The organism is Ornithinimicrobium sp. CNJ-824 (genome assembly GCF_001942405.1).
Lineage (GTDB): Bacteria > Actinomycetota > Actinomycetes > Actinomycetales > Dermatophilaceae > Ornithinicoccus > Ornithinicoccus kibberensis.
Genome location: NZ_MKKA01000055.1, coordinates 111,417 through 127,665 on the forward strand (window position 1 = coordinate 111,417; position 16,249 = coordinate 127,665).

Genomic DNA, 16,249 nt, shown 5'->3' on the forward strand with positions numbered 1-16,249 from the left:
CCCCGCGCGCCGGTAGCCTCTCCGGCGTGAGCACCCCCGCCCCGCCTGCTGCATACCCGCCCGTGTCCGTGGTCATGCCCGTGCGCAACGAGGAGGACCACCTCGCGGACGCGGTGGCGTCGGTCCTGGCGCAGGACTACCCGGGCGGGCTCGAGGTGGCGGTCGCGGTCGGTCCCAGCACGGACCGCACCCGCGAGGTGGCCGACCGGCTGGCCGCGGAGGACCCTCGGGTCGTCGTCGTCGACAACCCCACCGGGCGGACCCCCGACGGGCTGAACGCCGCCGTCCGGGCCTCCCGCCACGACGTCGTCGTGCGGATGGACGGGCACGGCGAGCTCTCGCCCGGCTACGTCCGGCGGGCGGTCGAGCTGCTCGAGGAGACCGGCGCGGCCAACGTCGGCGGGGTCATGCTGGCCGAGGGCACCGGCACCCTGCAGCAGGCGGTCGCCGTCGCGATGCGCTCCCCGCTGGGCATCGGGGCGGCCCGCTTCCACGTCGGGGGGCACGCCGGCCCGGCCGAGACGGTCTACCTGGGGGTCTTCCGGCGGGAGTGGCTGGAGCGGGTGGGCGGCTACGACCCGACGTTCGTCCGCGCCCAGGACTGGGAGCTCAACCACCGCATCCGGGAGGCCGGCGGGACGGTCTGGTTCAGCCCCGAGCTGAGGGTCAGCTACCGTCCCCGCTCGACGTGGCGCGACCTCGTCCGCCAGTTCTACACGACGGGCCAGTGGCGCCGTCAGGTCGTGCGGCACCACCCCGGCAGCGTCAACCTGCGCTACCTGGCACCCCCCACGGCGGTGGCCCTCGTCGCCGCCGGCACGGTGGGCGGCCTGGCCTGGCGGCCGCTGTGGGCGCTGCCCCTGGGGTATGCCGCCGCCGTCACCCTCGGCGGCGCCTGGATCGCCCGCGACCAGGCGCCCGGGGTGGTGGCCCGGATGCCGGGGGTGCTGGCGGTCATGCACCTGACGTGGGGCGCCGGGTTCCTCCGCGGACCCGACGCCCCCGCGTAGGCGCCGCCCGGGCTCAGCCCTGGGTCGGGGGCGTCGGCTCCGGGGTGGGCTCGTCGAGCGCGACGGTCAGCTCCGGACCGGTCTTCTCCACGACCTCCTCCACGGTGACGCCGTGGGCCACCTCACGCAGGACCAGGCCCTCGGGCGTGACGTCGATGACGGCCAGGTCGGTGATGATCCGCTGGACGACCCTCAGGCCGGTGATCGGCAGCGAGCACTCCTGGACGATCTTGTGGCTGCCGTCCTTGGCCACGTGGTCCATGAGCACGATGACCTTCTTGGCCCCCATGACCAGGTCCATCGCCCCGCCCATGCCCTTGACCATCTTGCCCGGGATCATCCAGTTGGCGATGTCCCCGTCGGCCGAGACCTGCATGGCACCCAGGATCGCCGCGTCGACCTTGCCGCCGCGGATCATCCCGAAGCTGGTGGCCGAGTCGAAGATCGAGGCGCCGGGGCGCAGCGTGACGGTCTCCTTGCCGGCGTTGATGAGGTCGGGGTGCTCCTCGCCCTCGTAGGGGTAGGGGCCCACGCCGAGGATGCCGTTCTCGGACTGCAGCACCAGCTCGACGTCGTCGGGCACGTAGTTGGGCACCAGGGTCGGCATGCCGATCCCGAGGTTGACGTAGTCGCCGTCCTTGAGCTCGGCGGCCGCGCGGGCCGCCATCTCCTCACGGGTCAGGGCCATGGCTCAGGCCTCCTGGGTCTGGTCGGAGGACCCGTCCGGCCGGGGCCGGGTGGTCCGCTTCTCGATGTCCTTGTCGGCGGCCTGCTCGGGGGTGAGGGCCACGACGCGCTGCACGTAGATGCCGGGCAGGTGGATCTCGTCGGGGTCCAGCTCGCCGGGCTCGACGAGCTCCTCGACCTCGGCCACGGCCACCTGCGCCGCCATCGCGCACAGCGGGTTGAAGTTGCGGGCCGACCGGTTGAAGACGAGGTTGCCGTGCCGGTCGCCCCTGGCCGCCCGGACCAGGCCGAAGTCGGCGAAGATCGAGTCCTCGAGGACGTAGTCGCGGGTCACGCCGCGCACGGTGTACTCGCGCGTCTCCTTGGGCGGGGACTCCTCGACGACGTTGCCCTCGGAGTCGTAGCGCCACGGCATACCCCCCTCGGAGACCTGCGACCCGACGCCGGTGGGCGTCCAGAACGCGGGGATGCCCGCACCGGCGGAGCGCATCTTCTCGGCGAGGGTGCCCTGCGGGGTGAGCTCGACCTCGAGCTCGCCGGCGAGGTACTGCCGCGCGAACTCCTTGTTCTCGCCCACGTAGGAGGCGATCGCCCGGCGGATCCGACGCTCGGCGAGGAGCAGGCCCAGCCCGGCGCCGTCGACCCCCATGTTGTTGGACACCACCTGCAGGTCGCGCGTGCCCCGGGCCAGGACCTCCTTGATGAGCACGGTCGGGATGCCGGCCAGACCGAAGCCGCCGACGGTCACGGTCATGCCGTCGTCGAGGCCCTCCAGGGCCTCCGCGGCGGAGGAAACGACTTTGTCCATGCGGGCGAGGCTACCCGGCGGTCCCCTCGCCGAGGCTGCCGGGGCAGCGGTGGGTCACGCCCTCGGCCGCGAGCCGCTCCTCGGGGCCGCCGGCCGAGCCGCGGACGAGGACGACCGAGCCGTCGGCGGCCAGGACCTGCAGGACCTGGCGGACGGTCAGCCCCGGGTCCGTGGTGGTCACCAGGGCCCGGGCGCGGGGGGCACGGCGGGCAGCTCCTCGAGCAGCTCGGCGTAGCTGAGGCGGTCGCCGTGGTGGACGAGGGCGGTGTCGTCCTCCTCGGCCTCGTCCCAGGGGGCGAAGTCGTCGGCGAACCCGGCCAGCTCGCCCGCCTCGTCCATGACCCCGGAGCGCAGCTCGGCGCCGAACCCGCGAGCCAGCGCCGGCAGGGCCACGGCCACCACCTCGTCGCAGTCGTCCGCCAGGGAGCTGTCCGGGTCGGTGGTGACGAGCACGTCGGCACCCTCGTGGGCGTCCACCGTCAGGGTCGCGCCCACCGACCAGGCCGCGAGGGCCCAGTAGACGAGCCGCCAGTGCGGGCTGGGCAGGTCGACGAGGACGACGGTCCCGGGCTGGGCGTCGAAGGACTCCTGGAGCGCGTTGGCCGCCTTGGCGACCCAGGTGGCCAGGACGCGGCGGGAGATCTCGATCCGCTCGCCGGCGGCCTCGGGGGAGTCGTCGTAGAAGGTGATCGCCGGACGGGTGGCATCGGCGCCGACCGCGTCGGCGAGCACCTGGGGAGGGAGCTGCACGGGCTACACGCTAACCCGTGGCCGCGCCTTGCGCCGCGCCGCCCGAAGCAGGCACAGTGTCCCGGTGACAGCCACGGGCCTGCGTGCCGTTCCCTCCCCGGGGGTCCCCGGCGGCGTGCCCGGGGGTGCCCGGCCCGCCCGGAGGGTATGGCGTGCCGCCTGGCCCGTGGACGTGCGCGCCACCTGGGGGGTGCTGCGCAGGGGGGCGGGGGACCCGGCCTGGCGGGTCGTCGCCGGGGCGCTGTGGCGGGCCATGACGACGCCCGCGGGACCGGTGACGCTGCGTGTCACGACGAGGGCCGCGGAGGCGACCGTGCTGGCGGACGCGTGGGGCCCGGGGGCCGACTGGGTGCTGGACCGGCTGCCGACGATGCTCGGCGAGGGGGACGTCGGGGCCGAGGGGTTCGTGCCCTGCCACGACCTGGTCGCCCGGGCGCTGCGGCTGCACCCGGGCTGGCGGGTCCCCCGGACCGGGCTGGTGCTGGAGTCGCTGGTGCCGGCCGTCATCGAGCAGAAGGTCACCGGCCAGGAGGCCTTCTCCGGCTGGCGCCGCGTCGTGCAGCGCTTCGGCGAGCCGGCCCCCGGTCCCGGCGGCGCGCTGGGGGTGCGGGTGCCTCCTCCGCCGGCCGTGCTGGCGCAGATCCCCAGCTGGGAGTGGCTGCGCGCCGGGGTGAGCCCGCAGCGCTCGGCCACGGTGGTGCGGGTGGCCCGGGTGGCCGCCCGGCTCGAGCAGCTGCCCGAGCTGGACCTGGCGGCCGCCCGGCGGCGCCTGGTGAGCATCCCGGGCGTGGGGGTCTGGACCGCGGCCGAGACGGCGCACCGGGCGCTGGGCGACCCCGACGCGGTGAGCTTCGGCGACTACCACGTCGCGGCCAACATCGGCTGGGCGCTGACCGGCCGGCCGGTGGACGACCAGTCGCTCGTGGAGCTGCTGCGGCCCTACGCCGGGCAGCGCTACCGGGTGCAGCGCCTGCTGGAGCTCTCCGGGGCGGTCCGGCCGCGCCGGGGGCCCAGGATGGCGCCCCGGCGGCACCTGCCCACGGGCTGAGGGGCCTTCGCCGGCGCTCAGGCGTCCGGCGGCACCACCCGCACCGGTCCGGTCAGGTCCTCCCCGGCGAGGGCCACCTCGAGCCGGGCCGCCACCCGGCCGGCCAGGACCGGGTCGGGCGCGGACACGGCATACCCCCCGGCGGCGGAGCCCCCGACCGAGGCACCGTCGTGCCCGACGAGCGCCACCCGCACCGCCCGCGCGCCCCGCACCTCCTCGTCCTCGGGGGCGACGGAGGCGATGCCGACCTCCTCGGCGCGCGCGCTACCCGGGGCCACCCCCAGGGCGGCGCGGACCGCCTCCCGGTGGCCCAGGGCGAACCAGTCGCCGGGGCCGGTCCGCACCAGGGCCGCCGCGCCCGTCCCGCCCTGGCCCGGGTCCGCGGCGGTGGCGATGACGAGCGCCCTGACGGCCGGTCCGCGCAGGAGCGCCGCGGGGACACCGTCGGCCTTGCCCCTGACCAGGTCGGCGGCGGCGGCCAGCTCGTCGCCGACCGCCCGGGTCGTCACGGCCAGGGGACGGCCGTCGTGGTCGGTGGCCCCGCGCAGGTCGTCGAGCACGGCCAGGCCGTGGGCCCCGAGGGCCAGGTCGGTCTGCCCGGCCCGCCAGGGCCGCCCGGCGGTGTCGCTGAGGAGCACGCCGAACCGCGTGCCGGGGGGCAGGGCCTCGGCGAGGGCGGCGTGCAGCGCGGCCGCGGCCGCGTCCGGGTCGCCGGGCAGCACGAGCAGCCCCCCGTCGGGACCGGTGTTGGACGCGTCGATCCCCGCGGCGGCCATGACGGGGCCGGCCTCCGCCTCGACGACCCGGGTGGTGCCGTGCGGCGTCCGGCGCTCGGCGACCACGCGACGGCTGCGCCGCAGGACCTCGGCCTCCCGGCCGCCCTGCGCGTCCGCGTCGACCCGCAGGCCCTGCGTCTTGGAGACGGCCTTGGCCGAGACGACGAGGACGTCGCCGTCCCGCAGGCCGCCGCGGGCCCTCGCCGCGTCCAGGAGCAGGCCCGCCAGGTCGTCGTCCGTGCGCAGCTCGGGCAGGCCGCGCAGGGGCAGGACGAGCAGCCCGTCCGGCCCGTCCTGCCCGGCCGGCACCGTCGGTCCGTCCTGCGCCGCCGGTCCGTCCTGCGCCGCCGGTCCGTCCGGTCCGTCCTGTACCTGCGACCTGCCCCCGGTCCCGGGTCCGACGGGGGTCACCGCAGCTCGTCGGCCAGGTCGAGGGCGGCCCCGGCGATGCGGGCGGCCCCCTCGACGTCCCGCATGAGCAGGTCGAGGGGACGGACCTGGACCCGCGGAGGGTAGCCCGCGTGCTCGTCGGCCGTGTCCACCAGCCAGCCGTCGAGCAGGTCCGCGTAGAGGCCGGCCACGCCGGCGGCGCTGACCTCGACGCCCAGGGGGGCCAGGCAGGCGTCCGCGTGCCCGCGGACGGGTCGCCCGCCGACGATGGGGCTGACCCCGACGACCGGCGCCCGGGTCCCTCGCAGCGCGTCCCTCACCCCGGGGACCCCCAGGACGATGCCGATCGAGACGACCGGGTTGCTCGGGGGCAGCAGGACCACGTCCGCGCCCCTGATGGCCTCCAGGACGCCCGGGGCGGGGGCGGCGCCGGACAGCCCGGCGACGGTGAACCGGCGCACCGGCAGGGACGCGCCGTGGCGCACCCACCATTCCTGGAAGTGGATCGCCCGCTCCGGCACGCCGTCATCGGCCCCCCGGTCGGTGCCTGCCGCGTCGCCACTCCGGCCGGCAGGACCGTCCAGGCGCCGGCGTCCACGAGACGTGGGTCTCGATGGGGCTGTCGGTGACGGGGAGCAGCCGCACGCCCTGCCCGGGCAGCCCCCACCGGGCGGCGAGCCGGGCCGTCACCTCCGAGAGGGTGGCGCCCTGGGCCAGCCAGAGGCTGCGGGCCACGTGGGTCCCCAGGTCCCGGTCGCCCAGGCCGAACCACTGCGGCTGCACGCCCAGGGCCCCCAGCTCGCCCATGACCTCCCGGGTGTCGCCCTCGCGGCCCCACCCCTGCTCCTCGTCGACCCCGCCGCCGAGGGTGTAGAGGACCGAGTCGAGGTCGGGGCAGACCCGCAGCCCGAAGAGGGTGATGTCGTCCCCGGTGTTGCCGACGACGGTGACCTCGACCTCCTCGCCGGGGGCACGCCGCCGGAGCTCGTGGACCAGGCCGCGGACGAAACGGGCGCCGCCGACGCCGCCGGACAGTGCGGTGATCTGCATGCGCCCCATTGTGCGGGCGGGCGGCGCCGGGGACGGAGGCGGGCGGCGCCGGCACCCCCGGCCACCTGCGGCGGGGCCGCTTGGGAGCCCCGCCGGGCCGGGGCCGCGCGACGTCCGCCCGCCGGCCAGGACGGGGACCACTAGCAGATCTGGGGTTGACTACGGCGGATGACACGCGTGTAATTCACCCATCGTGTTCTTCCCGACCGAAGGCAGCTCGGGCCCGGGAGTGGCGGTGGACGTGTTGGCGAGAGGTCGAGGAGGAGCCATGCACGAGATGGAGATGCTGAGCCTGCTGAGCGGGGCCGACGAGGTCGACGAGGCTTCCTGGCAGGAGCGCGCCCTGTGCGCGCAGACCGACCCCGAGGCCTTCTTCCCGGAGAAGGGCGGGTCGACCCGCGAGGCCAAGAAGGTGTGCGTCGGGTGCGAGGTGCGGGCCGAGTGCCTGGAGTACGCCCTGGCCAACGACGAACGCTTCGGCATCTGGGGCGGCCTGTCCGAGCGGGAGCGGCGCAAGCTCAAGAAGCGCGCCGTGTGACCGGCGGGTCCCGACCCGCCACGTCCGACCCCACCTCCGTGACGACCCCCGGCGGTCGGGCCCGGGTGGACGACGTCTCCGTCGTCGTCCTCACCCGGACCGACGGCCCGTCCCTGGACGGCCTCCTCGACGCTCTCGCCGCCCAGTCCCGCCGTCCCGGTCGGGTCGTCGTCGCCGGGGTCGACCCCGACGAGCCGCGGACCCGCGCCGCCTTCGAGCACCCGCTCGTGCGGGAGCACCGCGTGCCCCTCGTCCTGCGTCCCCCCGCCTCCGCGGGGTCGGAGGACGGCACGGCGACGGACGGGACCGCGACCGACGCCACGACCGCGAGGCCGGGGCGCCCGCCCCGCTGGCAGGCCGTCGAGGACGCCCGGTCCGTGCTGCCGGTGCATCCGGAGCACTGGCTCTGGCTGCTGACCGACGACAGCCTGCCCGAGCCGACCGCGCTCGCCGCCCTCGCCGCCGCCGTCCGGCGCAACAGCCGGGTGGGCGTGGTCGGGCCCAAGCTCGTGCGGGCCGACGACCCACGGCTGCTCGTGGGCGTCGGTCACCACGTCACCCCGGCCGGTCGCGAGGTCGACCTGCGACGGGCCGCGCTCGTCGACCAGGGCCAGCTGGACCTGCGCCAGGACGTCCTCGGCGTCCCCCTCGTGGGGTCGCTGGTCCGCAGCGACGCCCTCGAGACGTCCGGCGGGCTCTCGCCCGAGTTCGGCGACGACGGGGTCGAGGGGCTCGACCTGGGCTGGCGGGCCCACCTGACCGGCCACCGCGTGGTCGTGGCGCCCGACGCGTCGTGCGGACGGGGGACGACGGCCTGGGGGTGCAGGACCCGCGGCGCACCCGGGTGCGGCAGCGCCAGCTCGCCCTCGCCCGCGGATCGGCCTGGTCGGCGCCGTGGCGCGCGCTGGGGGTCGTCCTCACCAGTGCGCTGGCCGCCCTCGTCCTGCTGCTCGTCAAGCGTCCGGCCGAGGCGGCCGACGAGTGGGCCGACGTCCGCGCGGCCCTCGCCCCGCTGCGCGGGTGGCGGGCCCGGCGGCAGTTCCGTGGGCGACGCACGGTGCGACCGCGGGACCTGCGGGCCCTCTTCCTGCCGGCCACGGCCGGTTGGCGGTCGACCGTCGAGACGCTCGGGGACGCGCTCGACCCTCGTGCCCGGACCCGCCGTCGGCAGGCGGGGCCGGCGGCCGGCGGTCGTGCGGTGCCCGAGACCGGACCGGTCTCGGACGAGCTCGCCGAGATCTCCGGCGAGGAGGAACGGCGCCCCTGGGCGAGCTGGCCGTTGGCGCTGGCGGTGCTCGTCACGACGGCGGCGACGGTGTGGGGGTGGCGCCAGCACCTGGGCGACCTGCGGCCGGGTGGTCCCGGACTAGTGGGGGACGAGCTGGGCCCGGCGGCCACCGGGCCGGCCGGCCTGTGGCGCTCGGCGCTGGACGGCTGGCGCGGCGGCGGGCTCGGGCACGACCACCCGCCCGAGCCCTGGCTGCTGCCGTGGACCGCGCCCACCCTGCTCGTCGACGCGGTCGCGGGCCCCGGGGGCGCGCCGAACGCTGCCGGGGTGGCCCTCGGGTGGCTCCTGCTGGCCGCCGCCCCGGTGGCGCTCGTCACGGCATACCTCGCCCTGCGCCGGGTGACCCACCGGCGGTGGCTGCGCGCCGCGCTCGCGCTGGGCTGGGCGGGAGCCACCCCGCTGGTCTCCGCGACGCAGGACGGACGGGTCGGTCCCGTCGTGGTGCACCTGGTGGCGCCCCTCCTGGTGGCCGGCTACGTGGTCGCCGCCACCCGAGGCGGCGGGACGCGACGCACGGCCGCGGTCTTCGCGACCGCGCTGGGCGTCGCCCTGACCGCCCAGTGGGTGCCCCTCGTCCTGGTCCCCGCCACCGTCGCCGGGGTCCTGGTGCTGCTGCTCGGCAGCCGGGGGGCCCGGTGGCGGGGCGCGGTCCTGGCCGCGCTTCCCTGGGCCCTCCTGCTCCCGTGGCTGCCGGCCCTCCTCACCGACCCCGTACGGCTGCTGGGCGGGGCGGGGGCCACCGTGGCCGCACCAGCTCTCCCGGCCGGCGCCCCGGCCTGGCAGACCGCCCTGCTGGTGCCGGGAGCTGCGCTCGACCCGTCGGACCTCTCGGCGGCCCCGCTGTGGGCCGCCCTGGTGGCCTGGGCGGCGGCGCTCGCGGCGACCCTGCTGCCCGGGAGGTCCGGACGTCGTGCCGGGGTGCTCGTCGTCGGGGCCCTCCTGGGCCTGCTCCTGGCGCTGCTGGCGCCCCGGGCCGGGCTGGGCGTCCTGCCCGCCGGGCACGCCGAGGCCGGTCTGACGGTCACCGCCTGGAACGGGTCCATGCTCTCGGTCAGCGGCGCATCGCTGCTGCTCGCGACGGCCCTGTTCGTCGACCGGTCCTGGCGCGCCGAGGGCCCCCGCCGGAGGGAGCCGTGGCGTGCCGCGGTCCGGCGTCCGCGGGCCGTCGTGGCGGCACTGACCGCCGCGGTGGTGGTGCTGGCCGCGCTCGTCCCCCTGGCGGTCGCGGTCTGGCGTCCGCCGGCCGACGGGCTCCTCGCCGCCCCACCGGCCCTGCCTCCGGTCGCCGCGGCCCAGGCCGACGGCCCGTCCGCCCCCCGGACGCTCGTGCTCACCCCGGTCGGGGAGAACGAGGTCGTGGTGGACCTCGTGGGACGGGAGATCGAGCCGGCCAGGGTGCTGCGGGACCGGACCACGGAGCTGGCCGTGGGGGTCGGGCCGGCGGGCCCGGTCGAGGAGGTCGCCCGGACGGTCGTCTCGGAGGGCGGCGACCGGGCGGTCGCCGGACTGCTCGAGCTGGCCGCCGGCTACGTCCTCGTCGCCGCCGAGGAGGACCACCCGCTGGTGGGACGGGTCGACGCCCTGCCCGGCCTGACGAGGGTGGGCGGGCCCCAGGGGCAGGTGCTGTGGCGGATGAGCGACAACGAGGCCGCCCGGGTGCGGGTCCTGGACGCGGACGGCGGCCTGGTGTCGCGCGTGCCCAGCCAGGGACCGCACGGGGTCGCGGCCGGCCGGGTCGAGGACCTGCCGGACGGTGCGACGCTCCACGTCGCCGAGGGGACCGGCTGGTCGCAGGTGGCCCGGGTCGCGGTCGACGGGGAGGACGTGGCGGTCGGCGCGGACGGGGAGGTCGCCCTGCCGGAAGGGACCCACGACCTCGAGGTGCGGCTCGCCCGCCCGTCCCTCCCGTGGCACCTGGTCGCGCTGGTCCTGACGCTGGTCACCGTCTTCCTGGCCCTTCCGTTCGGACGACCCGAGCCGGACACCACCGAGGAGGAGGAGCCGTGAGCCCCGACGAGCAGACTCCGGGCACGGACACCGGACCGGGCACGGACCCTGTGGGCACGGAACGCTCCGAGGGCGGGGACCCGGGCGAGAGCGGGGACCCCGCACCGGAGGCGTCCGGTGCGACCGTGGCGCGGCCTCGTCGGGCCCGCTGGTGGCGGGGAGCCGGTGCCGCCCTCGTCCTGGCCGGGCTCGTGGGGGCTGCCGCAGCCGTCGACGGCGGATCCCTCGGCCGGTCCGTCCCCCCGGCTGCCGGTCCGGGCGACGCGGCCGTGACCGCGGGCCCCTCCGACGTGACCCTGGTGGACTCCGCCGCGCTCGCCTGCCCCGGCGCCGCCGCCGACGAGGTGCCGGTCCGGGTGGTCGCCGCACGGGCCCCCACGACGCTGCTGACGGACGACGCCGGTCCCGTGCCCGGGCAGGGTGCTGTCGACGACGCGGCGACGACGACCGCGGAGACCGCGCCGTCCTCGCCGTCCGAGGGGCCGTCCGAGGGGGATGACGACGACGCGAGCTCGACGCGGTCCCCAGGAGGGACCGCACGCCTGGTGCTCTCCGGCGACAGCGACGGGAGCCGCCGCCTGCCGGCCGACGAGGCCCTCGGCGTCGACCTCGCCGAGGCCCGCGCGGCCTTCGTCCTGGGCGAGGGCGGCGCGGCGCCCGGCCTCGTCGGGGCGCAGCTGGGGGTCGGCACAGAGGCCGGGGCGCGCGGGGCCTCCCTGACCCCCTGCGTGCAGCCGGCGGAGGAGAGCTGGCTCGTGGGCGGGGACGGCCGTGCGGGCGGGACGGAGCGGCTCGTGCTGAGCAACCCCGGCCCGGACCCGGTGACGGTCCAGGTGCGCGTGTGGGGCAGCGAGGGCGAGGCGACCACCACGGGCGCGGTGGGATCGTCGTGCCGGCCGGCGGACGGGTGGAGCGGCTGCTGGACGCCTGGCACCAGGGGTCCCCTCGCCGGTCGTGTCGGTGACGGCCACCGGGGGCCCGGTGTCCGCGCACCTGCACCTGCTCGTCCGGGACGGCACGACCGACCTCGGCTCCGGCACGGTGGCGCCGGGAGGGACACCAGGGCCGGCCACGGACCTGGTCGTCCCCGCGCCGCCCCCCGCCCCGGAGGCTCGGAGCACCGGGCCGTGCTGCGGGTGCTGCCTCCCGGCGACGAGGAGGCCGTCGTCGACCTGGTCGCGCTCACCGAGGACGGGGCGGTCCGGCTGCCCGACCTCGTCACGCGGGTCGCGGCCGGACGCACGGCCGAGATCGACCTCGCCGACCTGCCGCCCGGGACGACCGGTCTGCGCGTCCGGTCGGACGTGCCCGTCGTGGCCGCCGCGGGCGTCGAGGTCCTGCCTGCCGAGGGTGAGCCCGAGGAGGCGTCGCGGGACGACGCGGAGACGACCGATGCGCCGGAGGACGAGGCGGACGCCACCGCCGCGCCGGCGGACGAGACCGAGGCGACCGCCCCGTCGACCGACGAGGCGGACGCCACCGCGGCGCCGGCGGACGAGGACGGAGCCACGAGCGACCCGGGCGGGGACGACGCCGACTCCACCGCGGTCCCGCCACGCTCCCGCGAGGAGCCCCTGGTCCGCCCCGCCGGGGAGCTGGCGTGGGTTGCTGCCGGCGTGCCCTCGAGCAACCCGGTCGCATCGCGCTGCCCGACCCGGGCGTCATCCCGGCAGGCACGTCCCGGCTGGTCGTCAGCGCGGTCGACGCGACCACGGCGACCGTGCGGTGGCTGGATGCGGAGGGTGGGACCACGACCGAGGTCCTCGACCTGGCGAACGACACCGGACTCGGGCTGCCGGTGCCTGCGGACGCGCGTGCCGTCTGGATCACCACGACCGACCCGTTGGGGGAGGGCCCCGGAGCCGGCGTGGTGGCCGCCGTGCACGTGACCGGGGCGGACGGGCGTGGCCCCTTCGTGGCCTCGGCCACGCTGCCCGAGGTGCCCTGGACCCGGACGGTGACCACCGTCCGCCCCGCGGTGCCCTGAGCCGCAGGACCCGCGGTGCCCTGAGCCGCTAGAGGAGGTCCTCCGGGTCGCGGCCGTACATCCGCGCCAGCTGCTCGGCCATCACCTCCAGCACCAGGGCGGCGAGCTCGGCCTCGTCGTGGGCCCGGTGGGTGACGGGGCGCCGGTAGACCACCATCCGGGCCGCCAGCGCGCGCTCGGCGGGGAAGAGCCGTCCCAGCGGCACTCCGTCCTCCCAGGGGGCCGGGTCCGAGGGCGGCACGTCCTCCACCGCCAGCTCCACGCCGAGCTCGTGCCCGAGCCGGTGCTCCAGCGTCTCGGCGGCGTCGAGGACCATCTCGTCGAAGCGGGCGGCCCGGGTCGTCATGACGGGGACGCGCGGCCACGCCAGCGGCCCGCGCATCCCCCGGCCGTGCCGGTCCCGACGCCTGGTCACGGTCCCGACCCTAGTCCCTGGGCCGGAGGTCGACGGGGTGCCTCCACGGGAATGTCGGCCGGGGCACCTACAGTGGGGTGCTGTGACCGTCTCCCGCCAGTGCTCCAAGACAGCGTGCGTCCGCCCGGCGTCGTCGACGCTGACCTACGTCTACGCCGAGCAGACGGCGGTGCTGGGACCGTTGGCGACCTACGCCGAGCCGCACTCCTACGACCTGTGCGAGGAGCACGCCGGCCGGCTCACGGTGCCGCGCGGGTGGGACGTCGTGCGGATCGAGCTGCCGGAGGGCGAGCCCCGGCCACCGGTGGACGACCTGGCCGCCCTGGCCGACGCGGTCCGGGAGCACCGCGGGTCGGTGGTGCACGTCGACGGGCACGGCGGGGGCGAGGGCACCGGCGCCACTGTCACCGAGATCGCGCGCCGCGGCCACCTGCGCATGCTGCGCGACCGCTGAGCACGGGGTCCGTCCCGCAGGGTCCGCGTCGGTACCCTTTCCTGCTGTGACCTCCGTGAGACTGGCCGACGTCGTCAAGGCCTACGACGTGCGTGGCCTCGTGCCCGAGCAGCTGGACGTCGAGGTGGTGCGGGCGCTCGGGTCCGCCTTCGCCCAGGTCGTGGTCCTCCCCGAGGAGGAGGCCGGGGTGGTCGTCGGTCACGACATGCGCGACTCCTCGCCGGAGCTGGCGCGCGCCTTCGCCGCCGGGGTGGCGGTCCACGGCGTCGACGTCACGATGATCGGGCTGGCCTCGACCGACCAGCTCTACTACGCCAGCGGGGCGCTGGACCGGGCCGGCGCGATGTTCACGGCCAGCCACAACCCGGCCGCCTACAACGGCATCAAGCTGTGCCGGCGGGGCGCCCGGCCGGTGGGGCAGGATTCCGGGCTCGCGGAGGTCCGCGACCTGGCCCAGTGGCTGCTCGACCGCGGCGGTCTGCACGAGCTGCCCACCCCGGGGAGACCGGGGACCCTGGACGAGACCGACGTGCTCGCCGACTACGCGGCATACCTGCGCTCCCTGGTGCACCTGCGCGGAGGGCGTCCGCTCACCGTCGTCGTCGACGCCGGCAACGGGATGGCCGGGCACACCGTGCCCGCCGTGCTGGACCATCCGGACGTGCCGGTGCGGGTCGTGCCGCTGTACTTCGAGCTCGACGGCACCTTCCCCCACCACGAGGCCAACCCGCTCGTGCCGGAGAACCTGCGCGACCTGCAGGCGGCGGTCGTCCGGCACGGGGCCGATCTCGGCCTGGCCTTCGACGGCGACGCCGACCGCTGCTTCGTCGTCGACGAGGGCGGCCGCCCGGTGACCCCGAGCGCCATCACCGCCCTGGTCGCCGCCCGGGAGATCGCCAAGGAGGTCGCCGCGGGCGCCGATCCGTCGTCGGTCGCCGTCGTCCACAACGTCATCTGCTCCCGGGCCGTCCCCGAGACCATCGCCGCCCTCGGCGCGCGCCCGGTGCGCACCCGTGTGGGGCACAGCTTCGTCAAGGCGCAGATGGCCGAGCACGAGGCGGTCTTCGGCGGCGAGCACTCGGCCCACTACTACTTCCGCGACTTCTGGTACGCCGACACCGGGATGCTGGCGGCGCTGCACGTGCTGGCGGCTCTGGGCGAGCAGGACGGGCCGCTGTCGGCCCTGGTCGCCGCCTACGACCGGTATGCCGCGTCCGGGGAGATCAACTCGCGCGTGGCCGACGTGGCGGCCGCCGTGGCGCGCGCCCGGGACTGGGCCGAGGCGCAGGGGGCGGTCGCCGACACCCTCGACGGTCTCGTCATGACGAGGGAGCAGGCGCCCCTGTGGTGGTTCTCCCTGCGGGCCAGCAACACCGAGCCGCTGCTGCGGCTCAACGTCGAGGCCGCCGACACCACGACCATGGAGCAGGTCCGGGACGCCGTCCTGGGGCTGGTACGACAGGAGGACGCAGATGGCTAGGCCGCAGTACGAACCGTGGGTGCGGGAGATCCTGCGCTGCCCTGTCGGAGGGCACGAGCTCGTCGACGTCGTGGACGAGGACGGGCAGCCCGCGCTGCAGTGCGCGCAGGACTGCGACGGACCCGGCCGGCGGCGTCGCTTCCCCGTGGTCGACGGCATCCCCGTGCTGCTCGCCGACGACGCGACCGTCGTCGCGGTCGGGGACGGGGACTGACCCGTGGCCCCCCACCTCGACGAGGCGCTCCTCGACGACCCGGACGAGCTGCAGGGCAAGGACTCCCGCGGCACCCTCCGGGCGCTGGCCACCGCCGGGGCCCAGGTCCGCGAGGCCCTGCACCTGGGCCGGGAGGCCGGGATCGGGCGGCTGGCCGACCAGGGCCGGCCCCGGTCGGTGCTCGTCGCCGCGATCGGCGGCTCCTCGATCGTGGCCGAGGTGCTCGAGCTCCTCGCCGAGCCGGGCTCGCCCGTGCCGGTGCAGGCCCGCCGCAACCTGCCGCTGCCGGGCTGGGTCGGCCCGATGGACCTGGTCGTGGCCGTCTCCCTGTCCGGCCGGGCGCCCGGCCCGCTGGCGGTCGCCGCCGAGGCCGCCCGTCGCGGCGCCTCGCTTCTCACGGTCGGAGCCGACGACTCGCCGCTGGCCGAGGTCACCCGTCGGGCCCGCGGCATCCACGTGGGCACCGGCCGGGGCCGGACCAGCTCCCGGACCTCCCTGTGGACCATGCTCACCCCGGTGCTCGCGGGCGCCGACCTGCTCGGGCTGCTGGACGCCCCGGACAGCGTGCTGACCGCCGTCGCCGACCGGCTCGACGAACGGGCTGAGGAGCTGCGCCCCACCTCCGAGTCGTTCGTCAACCCGGCCAAGCTGCTCGCCCTCCAGCTCGCCGAGACGGTGCCCGTGGTGCTCGGCGACGGGCCGCTGGGCGGGGTGGCCGCCGCCCGCGCCTCCTCCATGCTCGCCCGCACGGCGCGGATGCCGGCTCCCTTCGGCGAGCTGCCCGACGCCGCCAGCGGGATCGTCGCCTGCTTCGACGGGCCCTACACCCACCGGGGCGGGCCGCGACCGGGCACGTACGACGAGCGGCGGATCCGGCTGGGCGACATCGACACCAGCGGCTGGGAGCCGCACCACTTCGACGAGCCGGAGGGGGAGCTGATGGAGCGTCGCCGCAGCCCCGACGGAGGTCGGGACATCTTCGCCGACCCCTTCCTCGACGGGCCGACCCTGCCGCCGCTGGGGCTGCTCATGCTGCGCGACGCCCCCGCCGACCCGCCCACCCGGGAGTCGGTCCAGGCCGACGCGCTCACGGAGGCCGTGCTCACCACGGCGCAGGAGGCCGGGGTCCGCGTCATGGAGGTCCGTGCCGGCCCCGGGGCACCGGTCGTCCGGCTCGCCGACCACGTCTCCATGGTCGACTTCACCGCCACCTACATGGCGCTCGGTCTGGGGCTGGACCCCTCGGTCAGCCCGCACGTGGCGGACCTGCGCGACCGCACCGGCGGCTGAGCCCCCGACGTCCACGACCCGGCCGGTCAGGCCGGCCCGGTTGGGCCGGCGTGGTCA

General features: G+C 77.0%; 15 protein-coding genes and 2 pseudogenes. 10 read left to right on the forward strand and 7 right to left on the reverse strand.

Going from position 1 to position 16,249, the window contains the following annotated elements; genetic code table 11:
• Positions 1 to 26: 26 nt before the first annotated feature.
• A complete protein-coding gene (locus tag BJF81_RS13480) occupies positions 27 to 1,010 on the forward strand; it encodes a glycosyltransferase family 2 protein (protein WP_269087340.1) in 984 nt (327 codons plus the stop codon).
• A 13-nt stretch (positions 1,011 to 1,023) separates the two neighbouring features.
• Here BJF81_RS13480 and BJF81_RS13485 read toward each other — a convergent pair whose 3' ends face one another.
• From BJF81_RS13485 to BJF81_RS13495, 4 genes are read right to left on the reverse strand one after another with little or no spacing between them, the layout of a single operon-like run.
• Entirely contained in the window at positions 1,024 to 1,698 is a 675-nt protein-coding gene (locus tag BJF81_RS13485; protein WP_075958772.1) for a 3-oxoacid CoA-transferase subunit B, read from the reverse strand.
• Between the two features lie 3 nt (positions 1,699 to 1,701).
• On the reverse strand, positions 1,702 to 2,505 hold the full coding sequence (locus BJF81_RS13490) for a CoA transferase subunit A (protein ID WP_075958773.1): 804 nt from the start codon (positions 2,503 to 2,505) through the stop codon (positions 1,702 to 1,704).
• 10 nt (positions 2,506 to 2,515) lie between these two features.
• Positions 2,516 to 2,686, reverse strand: coding sequence for a hypothetical protein (locus BJF81_RS18130; protein ID WP_158068696.1), 171 nt, complete (start codon positions 2,684 to 2,686; stop codon positions 2,516 to 2,518).
• The gene (locus BJF81_RS13495) at positions 2,683 to 3,255 is read right to left on the reverse strand and encodes a TIGR03089 family protein (RefSeq protein WP_075958774.1); all 573 of its coding nucleotides are present in this window, start codon (positions 3,253 to 3,255) and stop codon (positions 2,683 to 2,685) included. Before BJF81_RS13495 ends, BJF81_RS18130 begins: the two co-directional genes overlap by 4 nt.
• A gap of 115 nt (positions 3,256 to 3,370) precedes the next feature.
• Between BJF81_RS13495 and BJF81_RS13500 the strand changes: the two genes are divergently transcribed.
• Positions 3,371 to 4,303, forward strand: coding sequence for a DNA-3-methyladenine glycosylase family protein (locus tag BJF81_RS13500; RefSeq protein ID WP_075958775.1), 933 nt, complete (start codon positions 3,371 to 3,373; stop codon positions 4,301 to 4,303).
• Between the two features lie 17 nt (positions 4,304 to 4,320).
• Here BJF81_RS13500 and BJF81_RS13505 read toward each other — a convergent pair whose 3' ends face one another.
• Entirely contained in the window at positions 4,321 to 5,490 is a 1,170-nt protein-coding gene (locus tag BJF81_RS13505) for a coenzyme F420-0:L-glutamate ligase (protein WP_237770243.1), read from the reverse strand.
• Positions 5,487 to 6,519, reverse strand: a pseudogene (locus tag BJF81_RS21625) (2-phospho-L-lactate transferase CofD family protein). Before BJF81_RS21625 ends, BJF81_RS13505 begins: the two are co-directional and overlap by 4 nt.
• 268 nt (positions 6,520 to 6,787) lie before the next feature.
• Here BJF81_RS21625 and BJF81_RS13515 point away from each other — a divergent pair.
• The 4 genes and pseudogenes from BJF81_RS13515 to BJF81_RS13525 all read left to right on the forward strand — a co-directional run bounded on the left by BJF81_RS13515 (position 6,788) and on the right by BJF81_RS13525 (position 12,241).
• Positions 6,788 to 7,057, forward strand: a complete 270-nt coding sequence (locus tag BJF81_RS13515) for a WhiB family transcriptional regulator (protein ID WP_075958776.1) — start codon at positions 6,788 to 6,790, stop codon at positions 7,055 to 7,057.
• A 65-nt stretch (positions 7,058 to 7,122) separates the two neighbouring features.
• Positions 7,123 to 7,794: pseudogene (locus BJF81_RS21630) on the forward strand (glycosyltransferase family 2 protein); the annotation flags it as partial.
• 56 nt (positions 7,795 to 7,850) lie between these two features.
• Positions 7,851 to 10,352: a hypothetical protein gene (locus BJF81_RS19865; protein ID WP_237770244.1), complete on the forward strand. Its 2,502-nt coding sequence runs from the start codon at positions 7,851 to 7,853 to the stop codon at positions 10,350 to 10,352.
• Positions 10,349 to 12,241, forward strand: a complete 1,893-nt coding sequence (locus tag BJF81_RS13525; protein ID WP_075958778.1) for a DUF5719 family protein — start codon at positions 10,349 to 10,351, stop codon at positions 12,239 to 12,241. The genes BJF81_RS19865 and BJF81_RS13525 overlap by 4 nt, the downstream gene beginning before the upstream one ends.
• 126 nt (positions 12,242 to 12,367) lie before the next feature.
• Here BJF81_RS13525 and BJF81_RS13530 read toward each other — a convergent pair whose 3' ends face one another.
• Positions 12,368 to 12,754 carry a metallopeptidase family protein gene (locus BJF81_RS13530; RefSeq protein ID WP_075958779.1) on the reverse strand — a complete coding sequence of 129 codons (387 nt, stop codon included), beginning with the start codon at positions 12,752 to 12,754 and terminating at the stop codon, positions 12,368 to 12,370.
• 82 nt (positions 12,755 to 12,836) lie between these two features.
• Here BJF81_RS13530 and BJF81_RS13535 point away from each other — a divergent pair, with 82 nt between their 5' ends.
• Genes BJF81_RS13535 through BJF81_RS13550 form a run of 4 tightly spaced genes read left to right on the forward strand, consistent with a single transcriptional unit; the run spans position 12,837 to position 16,192 of the window.
• Positions 12,837 to 13,208, forward strand: coding sequence for a DUF3499 domain-containing protein (locus BJF81_RS13535; protein ID WP_075958780.1), 372 nt, complete (start codon positions 12,837 to 12,839; stop codon positions 13,206 to 13,208).
• 46 nt (positions 13,209 to 13,254) lie between these two features.
• Positions 13,255 to 14,688 (forward strand): phosphomannomutase/phosphoglucomutase, encoded by a 1,434-nt coding sequence (locus tag BJF81_RS13540; RefSeq protein WP_075958781.1) that lies wholly within the window; start codon positions 13,255 to 13,257, stop codon positions 14,686 to 14,688.
• Positions 14,681 to 14,902: a Trm112 family protein gene (locus BJF81_RS13545; protein ID WP_075958782.1), complete on the forward strand. Its 222-nt coding sequence runs from the start codon at positions 14,681 to 14,683 to the stop codon at positions 14,900 to 14,902. Before BJF81_RS13540 ends, BJF81_RS13545 begins: the two co-directional genes overlap by 8 nt.
• A gap of 3 nt (positions 14,903 to 14,905) precedes the next feature.
• Positions 14,906 to 16,192, forward strand: coding sequence for an SIS domain-containing protein (locus tag BJF81_RS13550; RefSeq protein ID WP_075958783.1), 1,287 nt, complete (start codon positions 14,906 to 14,908; stop codon positions 16,190 to 16,192).
• Positions 16,193 to 16,249 lie beyond the last annotated feature (57 nt).

Coding starts and splice junctions, on each gene's coding strand:
- BJF81_RS13515 (WP_075958776.1), top strand. CDS start 6,788: ATGCACGAGATGGAGATGCTGAGCCTGCTGAGCGGGGCCGACGAGGTC.
- BJF81_RS13485 (WP_075958772.1), bottom strand. CDS start 1,698: ATGGCCCTGACCCGTGAGGAGATGGCGGCCCGCGCGGCCGCCGAGCTC.
- BJF81_RS13545 (WP_075958782.1), top strand. CDS start 14,681: ATGGCTAGGCCGCAGTACGAACCGTGGGTGCGGGAGATCCTGCGCTGC.
- BJF81_RS13490 (WP_075958773.1), bottom strand. CDS start 2,505: ATGGACAAAGTCGTTTCCTCCGCCGCGGAGGCCCTGGAGGGCCTCGAC.